17 protein-coding genes are annotated in these 19,489 nt (G+C 70.0%); 9 read left to right on the plus strand and 8 right to left on the minus strand.

Annotation, left to right across the window (positions count from 1 at the left end; genetic code table 11):
- Positions 1-5: 5 nt before the first annotated feature.
- From PKE84_RS05670 to PKE84_RS05685, 4 genes are read right to left on the minus strand one after another with little or no spacing between them, the layout of a single operon-like run.
- Complete coding sequence (locus PKE84_RS05670) at positions 6-1,175, minus strand: glycosyltransferase family 4 protein (RefSeq protein WP_271176253.1); 1,170 nt, start codon at positions 1,173-1,175, stop codon at positions 6-8.
- Between the two features lie 8 nt (positions 1,176-1,183).
- Positions 1,184-2,185: a Gfo/Idh/MocA family protein gene (locus PKE84_RS05675; protein ID WP_271176254.1), complete on the minus strand. Its 1,002-nt coding sequence runs from the start codon at positions 2,183-2,185 to the stop codon at positions 1,184-1,186.
- Positions 2,185-3,282, minus strand: a complete 1,098-nt coding sequence (locus PKE84_RS05680; RefSeq protein WP_271176255.1) for a DegT/DnrJ/EryC1/StrS family aminotransferase — start codon at positions 3,280-3,282, stop codon at positions 2,185-2,187. The genes PKE84_RS05675 and PKE84_RS05680 overlap by 1 nt, the downstream gene beginning before the upstream one ends.
- Positions 3,282-3,869: an acyltransferase gene (locus PKE84_RS05685; RefSeq protein WP_271176256.1), complete on the minus strand. Its 588-nt coding sequence runs from the start codon at positions 3,867-3,869 to the stop codon at positions 3,282-3,284. The genes PKE84_RS05680 and PKE84_RS05685 overlap by 1 nt, the downstream gene beginning before the upstream one ends.
- Positions 3,870-4,091: 222 nt before the next feature.
- On the opposite strand from PKE84_RS05685, the gene PKE84_RS05690 reads away from it, so the two are divergent.
- Genes PKE84_RS05690 through PKE84_RS05705 form a run of 4 tightly spaced genes read left to right on the plus strand, consistent with a single transcriptional unit; the run spans position 4,092 to position 7,228 of the window.
- Positions 4,092-4,739, plus strand: a complete 648-nt coding sequence (locus tag PKE84_RS05690) for a glycosyltransferase family 2 protein (protein ID WP_271176257.1) — start codon at positions 4,092-4,094, stop codon at positions 4,737-4,739.
- Between the two features lie 8 nt (positions 4,740-4,747).
- Positions 4,748-5,266 (plus strand): DUF2304 domain-containing protein, encoded by a 519-nt coding sequence (locus PKE84_RS05695; protein WP_271176258.1) that lies wholly within the window; start codon positions 4,748-4,750, stop codon positions 5,264-5,266.
- A gap of 10 nt (positions 5,267-5,276) precedes the next feature.
- Positions 5,277-6,254: a UDP-glucose 4-epimerase GalE gene (gene galE / locus PKE84_RS05700; RefSeq protein WP_271176259.1), complete on the plus strand. Its 978-nt coding sequence runs from the start codon at positions 5,277-5,279 to the stop codon at positions 6,252-6,254.
- Positions 6,251-7,228 (plus strand): glycosyltransferase family 2 protein, encoded by a 978-nt coding sequence (locus PKE84_RS05705; RefSeq protein WP_271176260.1) that lies wholly within the window; start codon positions 6,251-6,253, stop codon positions 7,226-7,228. The genes galE (PKE84_RS05700) and PKE84_RS05705 overlap by 4 nt, the downstream gene beginning before the upstream one ends.
- On the opposite strand, the gene PKE84_RS05710 is transcribed toward PKE84_RS05705, so the two are convergent.
- From PKE84_RS05710 to manA, 4 genes are read right to left on the minus strand one after another with little or no spacing between them, the layout of a single operon-like run.
- On the minus strand, positions 7,225-8,520 hold the full coding sequence (locus PKE84_RS05710) for an O-antigen ligase family protein (RefSeq protein WP_271176261.1): 1,296 nt from the start codon (positions 8,518-8,520) through the stop codon (positions 7,225-7,227). The two genes, PKE84_RS05705 and PKE84_RS05710, sit on opposite strands and share 4 nt — an antisense overlap.
- A gap of 9 nt (positions 8,521-8,529) precedes the next feature.
- Entirely contained in the window at positions 8,530-9,846 is a 1,317-nt protein-coding gene (locus PKE84_RS05715) for an O-antigen ligase family protein (protein ID WP_271176262.1), read from the minus strand.
- The gene (locus tag PKE84_RS05720; RefSeq protein ID WP_271176263.1) at positions 9,843-10,622 is read right to left on the minus strand and encodes a glycoside hydrolase family 16 protein; all 780 of its coding nucleotides are present in this window, start codon (positions 10,620-10,622) and stop codon (positions 9,843-9,845) included. Before PKE84_RS05720 ends, PKE84_RS05715 begins: the two co-directional genes overlap by 4 nt.
- 9 nt (positions 10,623-10,631) lie before the next feature.
- Positions 10,632-11,852, minus strand: a complete 1,221-nt coding sequence (manA, locus tag PKE84_RS05725) for a mannose-6-phosphate isomerase, class I (RefSeq protein ID WP_271176264.1) — start codon at positions 11,850-11,852, stop codon at positions 10,632-10,634.
- Between the two features lie 126 nt (positions 11,853-11,978).
- Here manA and PKE84_RS05730 point away from each other — a divergent pair, with 126 nt between their 5' ends.
- The 5 genes from PKE84_RS05730 (at position 11,979) to PKE84_RS05750 (ending at position 19,483) form a co-directional block, all read left to right on the plus strand.
- The gene (locus tag PKE84_RS05730; RefSeq protein ID WP_271176265.1) at positions 11,979-13,157 is read left to right on the plus strand and encodes an acyl-CoA dehydrogenase family protein; all 1,179 of its coding nucleotides are present in this window, start codon (positions 11,979-11,981) and stop codon (positions 13,155-13,157) included.
- 79 nt (positions 13,158-13,236) lie between these two features.
- Complete coding sequence (gene galE, locus PKE84_RS05735) at positions 13,237-14,199, plus strand: UDP-glucose 4-epimerase GalE (protein WP_271176266.1); 963 nt, start codon at positions 13,237-13,239, stop codon at positions 14,197-14,199.
- Between the two features lie 186 nt (positions 14,200-14,385).
- Entirely contained in the window at positions 14,386-14,706 is a 321-nt protein-coding gene (locus PKE84_RS05740) for a WhiB family transcriptional regulator (RefSeq protein ID WP_271176267.1), read from the plus strand.
- A gap of 78 nt (positions 14,707-14,784) precedes the next feature.
- A complete protein-coding gene (locus tag PKE84_RS05745) occupies positions 14,785-18,060 on the plus strand; it encodes a glycosyltransferase (RefSeq protein ID WP_271176268.1) in 3,276 nt (1,091 codons plus the stop codon).
- Positions 18,053-19,483: a DUF5719 family protein gene (locus tag PKE84_RS05750; RefSeq protein WP_271176269.1), complete on the plus strand. Its 1,431-nt coding sequence runs from the start codon at positions 18,053-18,055 to the stop codon at positions 19,481-19,483. Before PKE84_RS05745 ends, PKE84_RS05750 begins: the two co-directional genes overlap by 8 nt.
- Positions 19,484-19,489: the final 6 nt, after the last annotated feature.

Raw genomic sequence — 19,489 nt, forward strand, 5'->3', positions numbered from 1 at the left:
CGCGTTCAGGCGGCGCGGACCGCCTCGAGCACTCGCCGGGCGGCGGCCGTCCCCGCTGCGGCGATCGACGCGTGCTCGCGCGCCCATGCGGCCCGCCGCTCGCGCTGAGCCGCCGAGGAGCCGTCGGCCTGCGCCTCGGCTGCTGCGATCATGGCGTCGGCGACCGAGCGCGCGTCATGCCCGCACCGCCAGCCCAGGTCGTTGTCAGCGACGAGCGACGCGCCGGCACCCTCGCCGGCGAACACCACGGGGACACCGCACGCGGCGGCGGCGTAGGTCTTGGTCGGCTTGGCGAAGTCGTACCCGGCGCCGGGGCTGATGCTGGCGAGCGCAGCGGTCGCACTGCGGATCCAGGTGGCGGTCTGCGCGGGCGGGATCACGCCGCCGAAGAGCACCACCGTCTCGAGACCGAGCCGCGCGGCGGTGCGCTTCAGCTCCGGCTCCTCCACACCCTGACCGAAGAAGCGGATCGTCGCGTCGGGGAACACCTCGCGCACGAGGGGGAGCGCCTCGACGAACACCGTGGGGCTCTGCCACTCGGACATTGCTCCGGTGTACACGAACATCGGGTGCCCGACCTCGACCGATTCGCCCAGCGGCGTGAACGTGTCGGTGTCGACACCGTTTCCGACGACGGCGATCGACGAACGAGCCGTGCCGAACGCGGCGACCTTGTCGGCCACCTCGTCCGAGACAGCGACGACGGCGGCGGCGTTGCGGAGCACGAATCCTTCGACCGCGCGCATGATTCGGATGAGCGCGCCGGGTGCGCCGAGCGCGACCAGACCGTCCGTCCACACGTCGGCCGCATAGTAGGCGTACGGCCTCCGGCGCAGCCAGGAGGTGACCGCGACGACCAGGCCGGTGGTGGGCGGCGGCTCGGAGACGACGAGGTCGGCCGACGACACCAGGAGTCGGAAGAACAGCGGGATGTCGAAGCTGAGGTACTGCACGTAGCCGCGGACGTTTCCGCCTGCGTCTCGCAGTACCGGGAGCCGGCGCACCCGCACGCCGGCGTCGCGGGCAGGACGCCCGGAGCCTCGCGGTGGGTTCGTGGTGACGACGGTGACCGCTGCCCCCTCACCCGACAGCCCGCGTGCGAGAGCGCGCAGCCGGAAAGCCGCTGCCCCGACCTCGGGCGCATAGAGGCGGGAAGCGATCAGTACCCGTCGCATGCGTGACCTCACGCCGGCAGGACGACCGTCGCCGACTGCTCGGCCGACGCGAGGACGGCCTCCGCGACGCGGACGTTCTCGAGGCCTTCGCGCATGGTGACGATGCGGGCGGGAGCGTTCTCCCGCCCGAGGATCGCATCGCGGAAGGCCTCGTGCTCGACGCGCAGCGGCTCGCGCTTGGTGAGGGCGTAGCGCAGCACGCTGCCCTCGCTCACTCCCCGGAAAGCCATGACGGACTCCCACTCGGTGCGCGCGGTGCCGTTCTCATAGAATGTGAGATCGCCGCTGATGGTGTCGGCGACGAACGACCCGAACTCGCCGGTGACGACCGTGACCCGTTCCTTCATCGGCGAGAGCCAGTTCACGAGGTGGTTCGTGATCACGTTGTTGCGCAGCCGAGCGGTGAACGACACCATGTCCTCGAACTCGCGCCCGCTGCGCAGCGCCGTGTGCGCCGACACGGATGCGAATCCGCTCCGCGCGAGCCACGAGGTGAGGTCGATGTCGTGGGTCGCCAGGTCTTTCACGACGCCCACATCGGCGATGCGTGCCGGGAACGGTCCCTGCCGGCGCGTGGCGATCTGGTAGACCTCGCCGAGCTCGCCGGCCTCGATGCGCTCGCGGAGGCTGAGGAGCGCAGGATTGAAGCGCTCGATGTGTCCGACAGCACCGACCAGGCCGGCGCGCTCGAACGCCTCGACGACCCGGGTCCCCGACTCGACGTCGCCCGCGATCGGCTTCTCGACGAGTGCGTGAACGCCGGCCTCGGCAAGGCGCAGTGCGACCTCTTCGTGCAGGAAGGTCGGAACGGCGACGACCGCCCCGTCGATGCCGAGATCGATGAGCTCGTCGACCGACGCCGAGATCGCGAGATCGCCGGCGACGCCGTGGGGGTCGCCGTACGAGTCGGCGACGCCGGCGAGCGTGACGCCCTCGACCTCGCGGATCACGCGGGCGTGGTGGCGTCCCATCATCCCGAGGCCGATGAGGCCGATGCGCAGGTCGGCCATCAGGCGCCCGCTCCCGCCAGTGCGTTGACGGCCTCGACGATGCGGTCGAGATCGCCAGCGCTCAGCGACGGGTGCACCGGCAGCGACAGAACCTGCGCGGCGGCGTGCTCGGTCTCGGGCAGATCCTCCGGACGGTTGAACGAGGGGAGGCGGTGGTTCGGGATCGGGTAGTAGACGCCGCTGCCGATCGCGTACTCCTCGCGCAGGGCGGCGGCGAAACCGTCGCGATCCTCCGGCACACGGATCGTGTACTGGTGGTAGACGTGGGTCGCTCCCTCGGCGACCGCCGGCGTCTGCACGCCGCGCAGGTTCGCATCGAGGAAGGCGGCGTTCGCGCGCCGCTGCTCTGTCCAGCCGTCGATCTTGGTCAGCTGCACCCGGCCGATGGCGGCGTGCAGGTTGGTCATACGGGCGTTGAAGCCGACGAGCTCGTTCTCGTACTGGCGTTCCATGCCCTGGTTGCGCAGCAACCGCAGCCGGCGGGCGACCTCGTCGTCGGAGGTCGTGACCATACCGCCCTCGCCGGACGTCATGTTCTTGGTCGGGTAGAGGCTGAACATCGCGAACGTCCCGAACGAACCCACGGGCTTTCCGCCGAATGACGCACCGTGGGCCTGGGCGGCGTCTTCGAAGAGCGCGAGGCCGTGACGGGATGCGATCTCGCCGAGCGCGGTCATATCGGCGGGGTGCCCGTAAAGGTGCACGGGCATGATGCCGACGGTGTTCTCGGTGATCGCGGCCTCCACGGCGGCCGGGTCGAGCGCGTAGTGCCGGGGCTCGATGTCGGCGAACACGGGGCGCGCCCCGGTCAGCGCGACGGAGTTCGCCGTGGCGGCGAACGTGAACGACGGCACGATGACCTCGTCTCCGGGGCCGACGCCGGCGGCGAGCAGACCGAGGTGCAGTCCGGCCGTCCCCGAGTTGACCGCGACGGCGTGGCGGCCGTCGACGAGGTGCGACGAGAACTCCGTCTCGAACGCGGCGACCTCTTCGCCCTGGGCGAGCATCCCGGACGCCAGCACGGCGTCGACCGCCGCGCGCTCCTCGTCGCCGATGATCGGTTTCGCTGCAGGGATGAAGGCGGGAGCCTCGGTCATCAGTCAACCTCTTTCAGTACATCGTCGTGTTCGCGGTATCGCTCGCCCGTGACGGGGCACACCCAGTCGTCGCCCTCGCGTTCGAGCGGCACTCCGGCCTTGCCGACCCAGCGGATGCGCCGGGCGGGCACGCCGGCCACCAGGGCGAAGTCGGGGACGTCGGTGGTGACGACGGCTCCGGCGGCGACGGTAGCCCACCGGCCGATGGTCACGGGGGCGATGCAGACCGCACGCGCGCCGATGGAAGCACCGTCGTGGATCGTGACGCCGACCGGCGTCCAGTCGTGCGCGCTCTTCAGCTCTCCGTCAGGGGTGACCGCACGCGGGTACGTGTCGTTGGTGAGCACGACGGCCGGCCCGATGAAGACTCCGTGGCCGAGCACGGCCGGCTCGTAGACGAGCGCGTAGTTCTGCACCTTGCAGTTGTCGCCCATCCGCACGCCCGTGCCGATGTACGCACCGCGGCCGACGATGCAGTCGGTGCCGAGCACCGCGTTCTCGCGGACCTGGGCCAGATGCCAGATCTTGGAACCATCGCCGATCGACGCGTCCGGCGAGACGTCGGCCTGAGGTGCGACAAAGACCAACGCCTTGTGTCCTCTCGGGAGTGAAGGGTGCCCGCATTACAGGGGCGATTGCGCATCGAAACTACCACGCGAACCTCCTGGGAAGCCCGGCGGACGGCCAGGGCCCAGGTTCGCGGCGGGTGCCCGAGCTAAGATGGGTGAGCGATTCGAGCTGAACAGCCCTGACCCGGGCGACGACAGAGGAGACCACCGATTACACCCGTCGAGCACCGAACGTGGCTCGTGATCCCTCTTTACAACGAAGCGCCTGTCGTGCGCGCCGTCGTGGAAGAGGCGCGTAAGACGTTCCCCAAGGTCGTCTGCGTCGACGACGGGAGCACCGATGCCTCCGTCGTCGAGGCGCGTGCCGCCGGTGCGGTCGTCGTCCGTCATCCGGTCAATCTCGGACAGGGTGCCTCCCTGCGCACCGGGCTCGATTATGCGCTCGCCGATCCGTCCGCCGACTACTTCGTGACGTTCGACGCCGACGGTCAGCACCAGGTCGCCGACGCCGTCGCGATGGTGCACATGCTCGACGAGCAGCCGCTCGACATCGTGGTCGGCTCGCGCTTCCTCGACAAACGCACCAAGGTCGCCTTCGTCAAACGCGTCGTGCTGAAGCTGGGTGTCGTCTTCGAGCGGATGAGCAGCGGGGTCCAGCTCACCGACGCGCACAACGGCCTCCGGGCATTCAATCGCCACGCTGCCGAGACGGTCGCCATCACGCAGAACCGCATGGCGCACGCGTCGGAGATCGTGTCGGAGATCGGTCGCAACCGACTGCGCTGGGCCGAGGCGCCGGTGCACGTGGTCTACACGGACTACTCGCGGTCGAAGGGCCAGTCCGTCTGGAACTCGGTCAACATCCTCAGCGATCTGTTCCTGAAGTAGGAGACACCGTGGACACGGGACAACTCACCATCAAGATCATCCTGATCATCGTTCTCGCAGCCTTTGCGATCTTTCTGATCCTGCCGGGCCGCGGGGTGCGCCATCTGGCGATCCGCCGGCTGGTCATGCTGCTCCTGGTGGCCGTCGTCGTGCTCGCCGTCATCTTCCCGTCGGCCGTGACGGCCGTCGCCCGCGTCGTCGGCGTCGGCAGAGGCACCGACCTGCTGCTCTACGGGCTGATCGTCGTCTTCGTCGGCAATTCGATCCTGCAGCAGCGCAGGCACCGCCATACCGAACGGGAGATCACCGAGCTCGCCCGGCAGCTCGCCATCCTCCAGGCGCCGCGAGCGGGAGACGCGTTCCCCGACGTGGCGGAGGGCGTCGCCGAGCCCGTCGTCGAGCCCGTCGTCGCGCCCATCGGTGCAGCCGGTCAGGCGTCGGTACTGCCGGCGGCCGAAACAGTCGCCCCGTCCGGTTCTGAGCAAACGCGTAGTGGCTCTTCGGATACTCAGAGACCCATCTCATAGAATCGGGCCCATGCGAATCCTCGTCACCGGCGGCGCCGGCTACATCGGCGCGCACGTGGTGCGCCTGCTGCGGCGCCGCGGCGACCATGTGGTCATCGTGGACGACCTCGCGACCGGGGATGCCGGCCGGGTTCCGGATGTACGCATCGAGCAACTCGATCTCTCAGAGCCGTCGTCGGTCTCGCGCGTAGCGAGCCTGCTCGCCGATGAGAAGATCGAGGCGGTCCTGCACTTCGCAGCCCGAAAGCAGGTCTTCGAGTCTGTTCAGCGACCCGCCTGGTATTTCCAGCAGAACGTCGCCGGACTCGCCAACCTGTTGCTTGCCATGGAAGACGCTTCCGTCACCCGGCTCGTCTTCTCGTCCTCGGCGGCCGTGTACGGCAGTGCGACGGGAAACGCCATCCCCGAAGACGCCGACGCCGTGCCGGTGAACCCGTACGGCGAGACCAAACTGGTCGGCGAGCAGCTCGTGCGCGACGCCGCGACCGCGTTCGGCCTGTCCGCGGTCAGCCTGCGCTACTTCAACGTCGCCGGTACCGGATGGCCGGAGCTGGCCGACCGTGCCGTGCTCAACCTCGTCCCCATGGTCATCGAACGCATCGAGAACGGACTGCCGCCCCTGATCTTCGGCGACGACTACGACACGGCCGATGGGACCTGTGTGCGCGACTACGTGCACGTGCTCGACCTCGCTGAGGCGCACCTGGCCGCCGTCGACCGCACGGCCGCCGACGAGCCTGGCCACACGGTGTTCAACGTGGGCACGGGCGAGGGCACGAGCGTGCGGGCGATGGTCGAGGCCATCCTCGCTGTGTCGGGTTCGGCGCTGCGACCGGAGACCGCTCCGCGCCGGCACGGGGACGCCGGCATCGTGGTCGCATCGCCCGCGAAGATCGAACGCGAGCTCGGCTGGCGTGCCAGCCGTGGCCTCGACGAGATCGTCACCTCGGCGTGGGACGCCCACGCCTCCCGGTCGGCTCTCGCGTGACGCGTCTCTCGGTCGCGTTGTGCACGTACAACGGCCGCCCCTATATCGCCGAGCAGTTGCTGAGCATCCTCGATCAGCGACCCGCTGCCTCTCAGCTCGTGGTCTCCGACGACGGGTCCGATGACGGCACGGTGGCCGTCGTGCGCGAGACGATCGCCTCGCGCGACGATGTGCCGGAGCTCGTCGTGCTCGAGGGCGATGCTCCGACCGGCGTCACCGCGAATTTCGAGCGTGCCATCGCCGCGGCCGATGGCGACCTGGTGGCGCTGAGCGATCAGGATGACCGCTGGCATCCCGGGCGGCTCCGCACGATCACCGAGCGCTTCGCCGCCGACCCGTCTCTCACCTTCCTGCACACGGACGCCGCCTTGGTCGACGAGAACGGCGTGGCCCTCGGACGCACGCTCTTCGAGTCGCTCGAAGTCTCTCCCGCGGAGTTCCGGGCCGAGCGGAGCGGCGACGCGTTCCGGGTGCTGCTGCGCCGCAACCTCGCGACCGGTGCCACGGCGGTGTTCCGTCGCGACCTGGTGGAGCGGGCGATGCCGTTCCCGCCGGAATGGGTGCACGATGAGTGGCTCGCGATCATCGCGTCGGTGACGGGTCGTGTCGACGTGCTCGAGGAGCCCACCATCGACTACCGCCTGCACGGCTCCAACCTCATCGGCGTGGCCGAGCCGACCTTCCGGTACAAGGTGTCGCGCGTCCTGCAGAACCGCGGCGATCGCAACCTGATGCTCGCCCGCCGCTTCGCCGTGCTCGCCGACCGTCTCGCCGAACTCGGCGACGCCGTGCCGGAGGGCGTGCTGGAGCACGCGAGGGCGAAGGCCGCGTTCGAGGCGGAGCGCGCGGCGCTGCCGGGGAACCGCCTCAAGCGGGTGCGCGCGGTGCTCGCCCTCTGGCGGCGTGGACTGTACGTGCAGTACGCCAGCCGCGGCACGGCGGATGTTCTGCGCGATCTGTTCCAGCCCGCTTAGACCTGCTGCGGCTCCCGGTGCGGCAGGTGCCGCCGCCAGCTCATCCCCTGCGAGGCCTTCACCGCGCAGATCACCAGCAGCAGCCATCCGGCCTCGACCAGGATGGAGCTCTCGAAGACGCTCGTGGTGAGCAGGGCCACGAGCACGAGCGGCGCCCAGGCGTACACGACGCTGCGCTTGTTCGAGGCGAGCAGCCAGGAGCGGCCGAACGCGAGGGCGAGCAGGGCGACGAACAGCAGGACGCCGATGATGCCGACCTGCAGGTAGACGTCGAGGTAGGCGTTGAGGCCGTCGGTGTGCGCTGAACCGGTGGCGGCCTGGATGGCCGTGAACGGGTAGATGTCCTGCGGCCATTGGCCGACCCATCCCCAGCCGACCGTCTGGTTGACCGGGATGAGCTCCCAGATCTGGATCCACAGCCGGTACCGCACCTGGAAGTCGGCGCGGGCGTTCAGCAGGTCGATGACGCGCGTGCGGTACACGTAGGCCAGCACGAGCGCGACGATCGTCAGCGCCGCGAGCCCCCACTGGTAGTAGCGGCGGTGTTTCGCCTGCACCTGGCGCAACGCGAAGAGAGCGAGCGTCGCCAGGCCGACGACGAGCGACACCGCGGCGATCACGGGGGAGTGGGCGAGCAGGATGCTGAGCACGGCGAGCGTGATCGACACCGCGGCCAGCGGCGGCCGCACCGACCGGGTGCGCAGCTCGACGAGGAACGTGACGAAGGCGATGAGGGCGACGATGCTCAGCTGGTTGCGGGAGCCGAACAGCCCCTGGATCGGACCGCCGCCGGCGATGTTCCCCTGGATGCCCAGGAACCGGATCGGCAGGTCGATGATCAGCCCGCTGAACACCTCGAGCGCGAGAGATGCCGTGAGCAGGAACCGCAGCACGTCGCCGACCACCCGCACGATCTGGATCGCGTCGCGCACGAGGGCGATGTAGATCGCGAGGAAGGCGAAGCTCAGCTGATAGACCACGCCGGCGAGCGTCGCCCATTGGTAGCTGCTCCAGAAGAGACTGATCGCGCACCAGCCGACGAAGACGAGGATGGAGATCGGAAGCAGGCCGTGCCACTCGATCATGCGGCGCTGGGCGATGAACGAGAGGGCCGCGAGCACCACGAGCACGGCGATCGCGCCGATCAGGCCGGGCCAGCCGATGACGGCCCGGATCGCGTGGGTGGAGAACCCGACGCCGACGGCCACCAGCGAGAGCACGGAGTTGAACCGCGCAGAGCCGAGGAACTCGGTCACCGCGACGGGGACCAGGGGACGTCGGGTCGCGGCCATGCAGCAATCCTACGGTGCGGTCTGCTTCGTCTTCAGTGAGAACACGACCAGGAGCAGCCAGCCGCCCTCGATGATCAGGCGGCTCTCCGCAACGCTCTGGGCGAGGTAGGCCGCGAGTACGAGCAGCGGCAGCAGGGTCAGCGCGGAGTACGGCTTGTCATCGACGACGCCCGTGCGCGGCCGGTCGACGGCGAGGAACCAGGAGCGCTTCAGCGTGGCGAGCACCAGCAGGATGAAGACGACGAGACCGACGATGCCCAGCTGGAGCCAGACGTCGAGCCACACGTTGTGCGCCTGCAGGTACTGGACCCCGTTGCGAACGGCGAGACCGTCGAAGGGGGCGACCCACGGCGCCCAGTAGCTCACCCAGCCCCAGCCGAACGCCGGGCGCTGCTGAGCCAGGCCGATCACCGAGTCCCAGATCGTGAGGCGCCCGGTGAGGTCTTCGCTCTTGCCGAGCAGACCCGGGATGCGCGAGGCGAACACAATGGACAGCACGACGCCGACGACCAGGAGGGCCGCCGCCGTGAGGTAGACCGGCCGTCGATGGTCGGGGCCGGCCCGTCGCGTCCAGAGGGCGAACGCGAGCACCACGACGGTGAAGAGCAGAGCGACGATGACCGTCGACGAGCGGGTGAGCGCGAAGGTGAGAAGCCCGACGACGATCCAGGCGATGCCCACCGAGCGCCGCACCGTGCGATCGGCGAGCTGGATGCCGAACACGATGAGGGCGAGCAGCGCGATCATCGCCAGCAGGTTGCTGTTGCCCAGGATGCCCTGGATCTGGCCGCCGTGGAACAGCAGGTCCCTGCTCCAGTAGAACGCCGCCGGCTGCTTTCCCGGAGGATACGTAGCCCAGGGGGGCAGCACCGGCTGTCGGACGAACAGCGAGACGATCAGCTCGAAGACCAGCGAGAGCCCCAGGATCCAGCGGAACGCGTTGCCGAGGGCCCGCAGCAGCTGCGGCCAGTCGAGGCAGAGGGCGACGAACACGGCGGCGGTGGTGGTCGACCACTGGGCGAGCACGCCGAGGGCGCTCGCACCCGGGTAGAACGACCACGCGATCGACACCGTGAGCAGCAGCAGGAACAGGGCGAGCATCCGGGGCGTACGCCGCCAGTTGAAGGCGGGGCGCCGGCGCACGAGGAACACGATGCTGCCGACCAGCAGCAGGCCGTCGAGTGCGAAGTACGCGGGCCAGCTGATCAGGTTGCGCCAGAAATCACCAGCGAAGAGCGTGAAGATCACCAGGGTCGCGAACGCCACCGCGCCTCCGCCGCCCGTGGCGGTGCGGGTCGGCCGGCGGGTCGATGCTGCGGTGGTCACCTCGAAAGACTAATGGAGCGGGCCTGCGACGACCCTTCGACCCGGCGCACGGCGAGCTCGGCGACGGGTGTCACCGCATCCGGGTCGTCGCCGGGGGCGCGATCGGGGAAGTCGAAGACGCCGAGGATGAGCTGCAGCGGGTAGTCGGGCGCGATCGCGACGCTGCGGGTCGCGTCGCCGTCGACCGAGAACTCCACGCCGTCGGGGCTCCAATCGGCGGCGTAGACGTGCCAGTCGTTCACGTCGACGCCCAAGTCGATCGCGTCGAAGTCCTCGCGCAGTCGCGGATCGCGGAACGGGTGCACGCCGCTCCCGACGAGTCCCGTGTCGCCGAACACCTCCACGAGGCAGATCTCGCCGCAGCGCTCCGGGCGGTCTTCGAGGCCGACCATCCAGGCCGAGAACATGGATCGAGCTGAGATCGTGGCGCGGCACTCCACCTCGATGCGGCCGTAGAGCGGCGCGAAACCGATCACGGTCGGCTGCTCCTCGCGCACGGTCAAGCCCGCGCGGAACGGCTGCTGGCCATCGGCGCTGCCCACCGGCCCGGATCGGTTCCCGGTCTGAACCGCGGAGACCCGCAACGGCCCCTCGTGGAGGTCGGGGCACCACAACGGATGCGCCGGCGGAATGCTGAGCGAGAGCTCGCCCCCAGCGACGCGATAGGTCGCTGCCGAGGCGGCGCGCGAACTCCAGGCCGGCAGGTAGCTCGTGGTCCACACCGCCGGATCCAGGTCGTCGCCGTCGAATGTCTCGACGAAGCGCGCCATCGCCATACCGGGACGCTACACGTTGGGTGCGGCCACGAAAAGCGTTCCGGAGCCGCTGATCGTCAGCGCCTCTTCGTCCGGTGTCACGAAGACCGACTCGCCGCGCGCCACGGTGATGCGCCCGTGCGCGCCGTCGATCGTCACCTCGCCGGCCGTGCAGAGTGCGATCGCGGCACCCGGCAGCGCGAGACGCACCTCGTCGACGCCGTCGCCCACGACGACGTGGTCGAGCGCGAAGTCGGGCTCCTCGGGCCGGAACACCTCGACGCCGGGTGCGGGGCGCTCCGGCTCGAGCGGGGTGGCGTCGATGGGGGAGAAGTCGAGGATGCTCACCAGTTCGGGCACATCGATGCGCTTGGGGGTCAGGCCGCCGCGCAGCACGTTGTCGCTCGCCGCCATCAGCTCGATGCCGAGGCCGCGCAGGTAGGCGTGGATGTTGCCGGCGGGCAGGTAGAGCACCTGGCCGGCCCGGAGGGTGGCGCGGTTGAGCAGGAGGGCGAGCACGATTCCGGGGTCGCCCGGGAACGCCGCTGCGAGCATCCGCACCGTGTCGGCCGCCACGGCCAGGTCGTCGCCGGCCGGGTCCGCGTCGACGGATGCGGTGGTGGTGACCACCGCGTCGACCAGCTGTGCGACGGCCGGGTCGCCGCCGAGCAGCCATTCGGTGGCCGAGCGCAGAACGGCGGCGGGCTCGCCGGTGAGGGTCTCGGCGAACGCGGCGATCGTGGCACGTTCGCCGTCGGCCGCGGTGTCGGCGATGCGCGCGAACAGCCGGGCGCTGCGCTCGACATCGCGGAAGCCGCAGAGGGCGTCGAACGTGTCGCTGACGGCGAAGATCAGCTCCGGCTTGTGGGAGGCGTCTTTGTAGTTGCGGTCGGGGGAGTCGAGGGGGATTCCCGCGGCGTTCTCGCGGGCGAACCCGGCCGCGGCCTGCGCGTTCGAGGGGTGCGCCTGCAGCGAGAGCGGGCCGGCGGCGGCGAGCACCTTGAGCAGATAAGGGAGGCGCTTCACGCCCTCACCCAGCGCCGAACCGGGCTCATGGGCGATCCACGAAGCGAGGTCCGCCGCGCCGCCGGTCTGCGATGGATCGAGGATCACCGAGGGCGAGCCGGCGTGCGCTCCGAGCCACAGCTCCGCCTCCGGATGACCCGACGGAGTCGTTCCGAGCAGCCCGGCGATCGCCGTGGTGGACCCCCAGGCGTAATCGCGAGGAGTATTGCCGATGCGCACAAACATCCGTGACGGTCCCTTCCGAATCGTTAGACCAAACTACCAACCGCTTTGAGCGGCCGGTGCCACCTGCCTAGGCTGACGCTGGTCCTCTTGGACGGCATCCGCACCCCGGCACGCAATGGAGCAGACATGGCTTTCGAGACCCTCGCCAGCGACTTCTACGGCTACGAGAACCTCCTCACCGATCGCGAGAAGGCGTTCATCGCCGACCTGCGCGTCTACCTCGAGTCCGAGGTGAAGCCCGTGGTGAACGAGTACTGGGAGAAGGCCGAGTTCCCGCACCAGATCATCGAGGGCCTGCATCGCACCGGCACCATCGGGCTCGGTTTCCCCGAGACGGCCGCCTTCGAGAACTCGGCGGTGTTCCGCGGCTGGGTCGCCCTGGAGCTCGCCCGCGTCGACGCATCGGTGAGCACCTATGTGGGCGTGCAGAACGGGCTCGCGCTGGGCGCGATCGGCGTCTGCGGGTCGGACGAGCAGCGCGCGGAGTGGCTGCCCAAGCTGGCCTCCGGTGAGGTGCTCGGCGCCTTCGGGCTGACCGAGCCGCTGTCGGGATCGGACTCGGCGCAGGGCCTGCGCACCATCGCGACCCGCGACGGCGACAACTGGGTGCTGAACGGCTCGAAGCGCTGGATCGGCAATGCGACGTTCAGCGACATCACCGTGATCTGGGCGAAGAGTGCAGAAGACGGTCAGGTCAAGGGCTTCATCGTGCCCACGTCGACGCCGGGCTACACCGCGACCAAGATCGAGGGCAAGCAGTCGCTCCGCATGGTGCAGAACGCCGACATCACGCTCGAGAACGTGGTCGTGCCCGAGTCGCTGCGCCTGCAGAACGCCAATACGTTCAAAGACACCGCGGCCGTGCTGCGCCTCACCCGCGCCGAGGTCGCCTGGGCGGCCGTCGGTGTCGCCGTCGGCGCCTACGAGGCCGCCGTGAAGTACTCCAAGGAGCGGGTGCAGTTCGGCAAGCCGATCGGCTCCCACCAGCTCATCCAGGACCTCCTCGTGAAGTCGCTCGGCAACATCACCGCGTCGATCGGACTCTGCACGCGCGTGTCGGAGATGCTGGACCGCGGCGAGCAGCGCGACGAGCACTCGGCATTGGCGAAGGCCTTCACGACGGCGCGGATGCGCGAGACCGTCGCCTGGTGCCGCGAGATCCTCGGCGGGAACGGCATCGTCATCGACTACGACGTCGCCCGCTTCTTCGCCGATGCCGAGGCCCTGTACTCGTACGAAGGCACCCGCGAGATGAACACTCTCATCGTCGGACGCTCGATCACCGGTCTGGCCGCCTTCGTCTGACCTCACCCACCCGACCCGTCACCTCGTCGCGATAGGGTCGGTTGGGCCGGCAGGGTGCCGGCGCGAGGAGGTGCGTCGCGTGGCGTGGTTGGTGACCGGAGGGGCCGGATACATCGGTTCGCACATCGTTCGGGCGTTCCTGGCCGAGGGGATCGAGGTCGTCGTCGTCGACGACCTGTCGAGCGGCCATGAGGAGTTCGTGCCGGCGGGCGTCCCGTTCTACCGGGGGACCATCCTCGACGGCCCGCTGCTCGAGCGCGTCTTCACCGAGAACGCCGTGAGCGGCGTCGTGCACGTGGCCGGCTTCAAGTACGCCGGTGTCTCGGTGCAGCGCCCCCTGCACACGTACGAGCAGAACGTGACCGGCACCGCGGTGCTGCTGGCCGCGATGCAGGATGCCGGCGTCGAGGCGATCGTGTTCTCGTCGTCCGCGGCGGTGTACGGAACGCCGGATGTCGACCTCGTCACCGAGGAGACGCCCAAGAACCCGCAGTCGCCGTACGGCGAGTCCAAGCTGATCGGCGAATGGCTGCTGCGCGACCAGGGCGTCGCGGCCGCGCTCCGTCACACGTCGTTGCGCTACTTCAACGTCGTCGGTTCCGGCGACCCCACCCTGCGCGACACGAGCCCCCACAACCTGTTCCCGCTGGTCTTCGACGCGCTCGTCGACGGCCGCGTCCCGCGCGTGAACGGCGACGACTATCCGACGCCCGACGGCACCTGCGTGCGCGACTACATCCACGTCGCCGACCTGGCCGTCTCGCATGTCGCTGCGGCCAAGCGCCTCGACGCCCGCGAGCGGATCGAGCCCGTCTACAACCTCGGCAGCGGAGACGGCGTCTCCGTCGGCGAGATCATGGCGACGGTGGCCGAGGTGACCGGGATCGCGTTCACCCCAGAAGTGGGGCCGCGGCGACCGGGAGATCCTGCCAGGATCGTGGCATCGGGCGAGCTCGCGGCACGCGATCTCGACTGGCGGATGAGGCACTCACTCGATGAAATGGTCCGCAGCGCCTGGGAAGCACGGCAGGCAGCCTCCTGAAAGCGGGTCGCGCGGGGGTAGAACGCCCGGGCGTGTCGCGATTGTTGTGCGCCATCGGCGCGTCGTGAACTCTCGACTCCTGCTTAAGGCTTTACGATTCGCGACTTGACGTGAGCGAATGACAACGGTGTAATTATCACAACACGTTGCCTTACGTGCATTGCAGTTAATGGGTGGGAGACCGATATGACAGTTCCTGAATATCGCTCTGGAGTACCCGACGACTGGTTCATCGATCCGGTCAAGCTCGGCGTTCCGGGGGTGCGGGCCAATGTCGACGACGACAATCCGCTGGCCTGGCAGTCCGACTCGCTGTGCGCTCAGACAGATCCCGAGGCGTTCTTCCCCGAGAAGGGCGGCTCCACTCGCGATGCCAAGCGCATCTGCGGTTCGTGCGAGGTCCGCTCGCAGTGCCTCGAGTACGCGCTGGCGAACGACGAGCGTTTCGGAATCTGGGGCGGTCTCTCCGAGCGCGAGCGCCGCAAACTCCGCAAGCGCGCGGGCTGACCGGTCGCGCGGCGCGAATATGCGCCGCGCCCGACACACTGACCGGCATACGCCCGACCCCAACTTAGGCTGACTCCGATGTATCCGAGAGTCACCGCCATCGTCGTCGCCCACAGTGGCGGCCACCACCTTCAGCGCACTCTCGACGCCCTCGCGGCGCAGACGAGAAAACCGGATGCCGTGATCGCCGTCGATTGCGCTGCGACCGACGACGCCCCGCGCCTGCTCGCTGAATCCGGGCCGACGCAGCTGGTCTCTGTGCAGGAGAAGCTCCCGTTCGGGGCCGCCGTCGCCACCGCCCTCCGGGTCACCGCTCCGCCGTCGTCGGACAACGAATGGCTCTGGCTGCTCGCCCAGGACACGGCGCCGGAGCCCGGCGCTCTCGAGGCTCTGCTCGCCGCCGTCGAGGTCTCGCCGTCGGTCGCCGCCGCCGGCCCGAAGCTGGTCGACTGGGAGGACCCGGCGTTCATCCGGGAGCTCGGTGAGGCCATGACGCCGTTCGGCGCCGCCGTGCCGCTGGTCGAGAATGAGATGGACCAGGCCCAGCACGACGGTCTCTCCGATGTGCTGGCCGTGTCGTCGGCCGGCATGATCGTGCGGCACACGCTCTGGGATCAGCTCGGCGGCTTCGATCCCGGCCTTCCCACCGCCGACGACGGACTCGACTTCAGCACGAGGGTGCGGCTCGCCGGATTCCGCGTGACGCTGGTCGCCGCTGCGCGGGTGGCCATCGCCGGAGACGGTGTCGCCGGTCCGAACCTCTCGCGCAAGTGGCGGGTGCGCCGCCGCCTCGTCCGCGAACGGCGCGCAGCCCAGCTGCATCGCCGCATGGTCTACGCGCCGGGCGCCGCCGTGCCCTTCCACTGGCTGAGCCTCGTTCCGCTGGCGATCCTGCGATCGATCGGCCGCATCGTCCGCAAGGAGCCAGGCGCGGTCGGAGGGGAGCTGGCCGCAGCGTTCGCGGTCGCCTTCTCCGGTATGCGCATCGGCAACGCGCGCCGCGCGCTGGCCACGAGCAAGTCCGTGAGCTGGGCGGCGATCGCGCCGCTCCGCATCCCGTTCCCCGAGGTGCGACGTGCGCGCGCTCTCAAACGCGAGGCCGCGATGGTCGGCCAGCAGGGGGAGCGGCAGGAGCTCGACTTCTTCGGCACCGGTGGCGGCTGGACGGTGCTCGTGGCGCTCGTCGTCGGCATCGCGGTGTTCTTCCCGCTGCTCGGCAGCAGCACCGTCAGCGGCGGCGGTCTGTTGCCGCTGAACAGCTCTGTCGGCCAGCTGTGGGCGAATCTCGGATACGGCTGGCGCGACCTGGGTCTCGGCTTCGTCGGGGCCGCCGATCCGTTCTCCGCCGTGCTCGCCGTGCTCGGCACGCTCACGTTCTGGAACCCCTCGTTCTCACTCGTCGTGCTCTACTTCGCGGCCCTTCCACTCGCCGCCCTCGGCGCGTGGCTCGCCGCCGCACGGCTGACCAACCGCACGCTGCTGCGCGCCTTCGCCGGGCTGACCTACGCGATCGCGCCGACCCTGCTCGTCGGTCTGCAAGACGGCAGGCCCGCCGCAGTGCTCGCGCACGTGCTGCTTCCCTGGTTGTTCTTCGCCGGCCTGGTCGCGCGCCGTTCCTGGGCTGCGAGCGCGGTGACCGCCCTGCTCGCCGCCGCCACCCTCGCCTGCGCGCCCGCCCTCATCCCCGGGCTGCTGGTGGCCTGGATCGCGGCGATCGCCTTTGCCGGCCGCCGTGCGGCACGCATCGTGTTCATCCCGCTCCCGGCCGTCGTGCTCTTCGCGCCGCTCGTGTGGCAGCAGGCCGGCCGCGGCGCGTGGCTGTCGATCTTCGCCGACCCCGGCGTCGTGCAGAACTCCCGGCAGACGCCCGCCTGGCAGCTGGCGCTCGGCTTCCCGGATGGGACGCTCGGCGGCTGGCACACGCTGGCCGCTGCTCTGGACATCCCGGCCGCGGCGCCGAACATCCTGGTGCCGATCCTCCTCGCCCCGCTCGGCGTGCTGGCGATCCTCGCCCTCTTCCTCCGCGGCTCGTCGCGTGCGGTCGCGGCGCTCGTCGTCGCCCTGCTCGGCTTCCTCTCCGCCGTCGCCGCGCTGCACCTCCAGGTGGCGTCGATGGGGGCGACGGTCGTTCCGATCTGGCCGGGCACCGCGATGTCCCTGTACTGGCTCGGGCTGGTGGGCGCCGCCGTGCTCGCCCTCTCCGCGGTCGGGCGCGCGGCCGTCTACCCGGCCTGGGTCGCGCTCATCGCCGTCGCTGTCGCGGTCGTGCCGTCGGCCGTCGGCCAGTACATCCCCGACCAGTCGGCCGTGTCCGCGAGCAGCGGCAGCAGGATGCCGGCGGTCGTGACCGCCAAGGCGGCGACGCAGCCCCGCGTCGGCACGCTCCGGATCACTCCGGAGCCGGGCGGCGGCATCGCCACCGACCTGGTGCGCGGCGCCGGAGAGACGCTCGACGAGCAGAGCACCCTGAGTTCGACGGAGCGCACACTCACCGCCCGTCAGCAGGCACTGGCGGCCCTCGGCGGCAACCTCGCGTCGGCGAGCGGCTACGACGCCACTCAGCGCATGAAGACGCTCGGTGTCGATTTCGTACTGCTCACGCCACCGGCGACCACGCTCGACCCGCAGAAGACCGGCAGCGAGCATCCGACCGAGATCGCGAAGACCACCGGCAGCCGCGCGGCGACCGCTCTCGACGCGAATCCCATCCTGGTGCCGGTGGGCACGACGCCGAACGGTCAGCTGTGGGCGTTCGACCGCGGCACGTCCGCTGTCGCGCCGGCCGCTCAGATCCCGGCCGACGCAGGCGGGACCTGGCGGACGATCGTCCTCGTCGTGCAGGCCGTCGTGATCGCCCTCACGCTGCTGATGTCGCTGCCGACCATCCGCTCGGCCGACCGGGTCGCCGAACTCAACGCACGGCGGCCGAAGCGGCGCGCGGTGCGCGAGGACGATGTCGCCGTCGAGCCGGAGGACGAGCCGGAGGACGATGAGTCGATCGGCGACGAGAGCCTCTCCGAGTACGAGGCGGAGCCCGACGACGAGGCCGCGGTGGAGTCGGCCGGCGACGACGAGGTGGCGCAGGCCGCCTCGGACGGCAACCGAGCCGAGACGACGGATGAACCGGATGGCGTGGCCGCCGACGATGACCTGCGCGAGGCCGCCGAGCCGCGCGAGGTCGACGAGGTCGAGGCCGCCGAATCGCGTGAGCCCGACGACGTCGAGCCCGCCCGGGAGACCGTGCCGCCGACGCCTGCCGCCTGGACCCCCGCCGCGCCCACCACACTCGAAGACGGCCTCGACGAGACGGTCATCAGACCGCGTCGCACGCCGGAAGGAGGCACCCGTGGCTGACAAGCGCGGCATCGCCCGCATCAGCGTGAGGGCGCTCACCGGACTGATCGGCGTCGGAGTCGCGGTGGTCGCCGTCGCCGGCGCGACCCTGCTGCCGATCCCGTCGTTCTCGATCACCGCCCCGGTGGCCACCGTGACGCCCGTACCGGCCGATCAGCAGCGTGTCTGCCCGGGACCGTTGCTGGCTCTCGCGGCGGGCGCGGGGTCCGCGACGCGCCCTTCCGCGTTCGGGGCGCCGAGCACCTCGTACGGCAGCGACAGCTCCGACGTGCAGACCCGCCTGCTCAAGACCGCGACCGACACCTCGGATCCCGGTGAGGCTCCGCTGGACATCACCGTTCCGACGCCCCCGGGCTCGACGGCGCCTCCGCTCCTCGCGGGCGCCCAATGGCAGGATGCGTCCACCGACGACCTCGCCGGCCTCGCCGCGGCGTCGTGCGATGAGCCGAGCGCCGACAGCTGGCTGGTCGCCGGCTCGACGGCACTCGGTCAGACCAGCCTCGTGCTGCTCTCCAACCCGACGTCGGTGGAAGCGACGGTGAACCTGACGATCTTCGCCGAGACCGGAGCCGTGGACGCCCCGGGCGCCGCCGGCATCGTCATTCCGCCCGGCTCCCAGACAGTCGTGCCGCTGGCCGGCCTCGCCCCGAGTGTGACCGCTCCCGTCGTGCACGTGAAGACCTCCGGCGGCCAGGTGCTCGCGTCGCTGCAGCAGAGCTACGAGCAGGGAATCGAGCCGCGCGGTGCCGAGCTCAGTGGGGCAACAGGGGCTCCGTCGCAGACGCAGGTGATCTCGGGCGTCACGATCAGGAACCTCGCCAAAGTGACCGCTGCGCAGACCGGAGAGGGCTACGGTGTCGATCTTCCGGCGGTGCGCGTCTTCGTGCCCGGCGACCAGCCGGCGGAGGTCGCGGTCGGCGCGGTCGGCGAGAGCGGTACGGCGGCCGGCAATTCGGTCTCCGTCACCGTCAAGCCGGGTGTCGTCGCCGAGATCCCCCTGCAGAACCTCAAAGACGGCAACTACACGGTCACGGTGCACTCTTCGGAGCCGGTCGTCGCCGCAGCCCGCACATCGGTGATGGGGGCGAAAACCCGCGACTTCTCGTGGTTCGTGTCGTCGCAGCCGATGAGCGACCGGTTCCTCGTGGTCGTCCCGTCGGCGCCCGCGCCGATCATCCACCTGGCGAATGCAGGAACCACGGACCGCGCGGTCACGCTGACGGCCGAGAGCGGCAAGAAGCTGAAGTTCACCGTTCCGGGCGAAGGGGCGGTGAACCGGCCGATCCCCGCCGGAACCTACACCGCGGACGGGGCTGATGACCTCGTCACCAGCATCAGCTTCTCGAAGGACGGCAGTGCGTCATCGTTCGCGCTGAACCCGCCTGGGCCGCTGGCGGCGCCGCTCGACGTCTACGCGCGCTGACCGCCG

Origin of the sequence: Leifsonia poae (genome assembly GCF_027921845.1) — a bacterium.
Taxonomy (GTDB): Bacteria; Actinomycetota; Actinomycetes; order Actinomycetales; family Microbacteriaceae; genus Leifsonia; species Leifsonia poae.

What these genes read in the sequence shown, in the direction of transcription:
- PKE84_RS05670 (WP_271176253.1), bottom strand. Translation starts at nt 1,175, where the DNA reads ATGCGACGGGTACTGATCGCTTCCCGCCTCTATGCGCCCGAGGTCGGG.
- PKE84_RS05675 (WP_271176254.1), bottom strand. Translation starts at nt 2,185, where the DNA reads ATGGCCGACCTGCGCATCGGCCTCATCGGCCTCGGGATGATGGGACGC.
- PKE84_RS05680 (WP_271176255.1), bottom strand. Translation starts at nt 3,282, where the DNA reads ATGACCGAGGCTCCCGCCTTCATCCCTGCAGCGAAACCGATCATCGGC.
- galE (WP_271176259.1), top strand. Translation starts at nt 5,277, where the DNA reads ATGCGAATCCTCGTCACCGGCGGCGCCGGCTACATCGGCGCGCACGTG.
- PKE84_RS05710 (WP_271176261.1), bottom strand. Translation starts at nt 8,520, where the DNA reads ATGGCCGCGACCCGACGTCCCCTGGTCCCCGTCGCGGTGACCGAGTTC.
- PKE84_RS05720 (WP_271176263.1), bottom strand. Translation starts at nt 10,622, where the DNA reads ATGGCGATGGCGCGCTTCGTCGAGACATTCGACGGCGACGACCTGGAT.
- manA (WP_271176264.1), bottom strand. Translation starts at nt 11,852, where the DNA reads ATGTTTGTGCGCATCGGCAATACTCCTCGCGATTACGCCTGGGGGTCC.
- PKE84_RS05730 (WP_271176265.1), top strand. Translation starts at nt 11,979, where the DNA reads ATGGCTTTCGAGACCCTCGCCAGCGACTTCTACGGCTACGAGAACCTC.
- PKE84_RS05740 (WP_271176267.1), top strand. Translation starts at nt 14,386, where the DNA reads ATGACAGTTCCTGAATATCGCTCTGGAGTACCCGACGACTGGTTCATC.
- PKE84_RS05745 (WP_271176268.1), top strand. Translation starts at nt 14,785, where the DNA reads ATGTATCCGAGAGTCACCGCCATCGTCGTCGCCCACAGTGGCGGCCAC.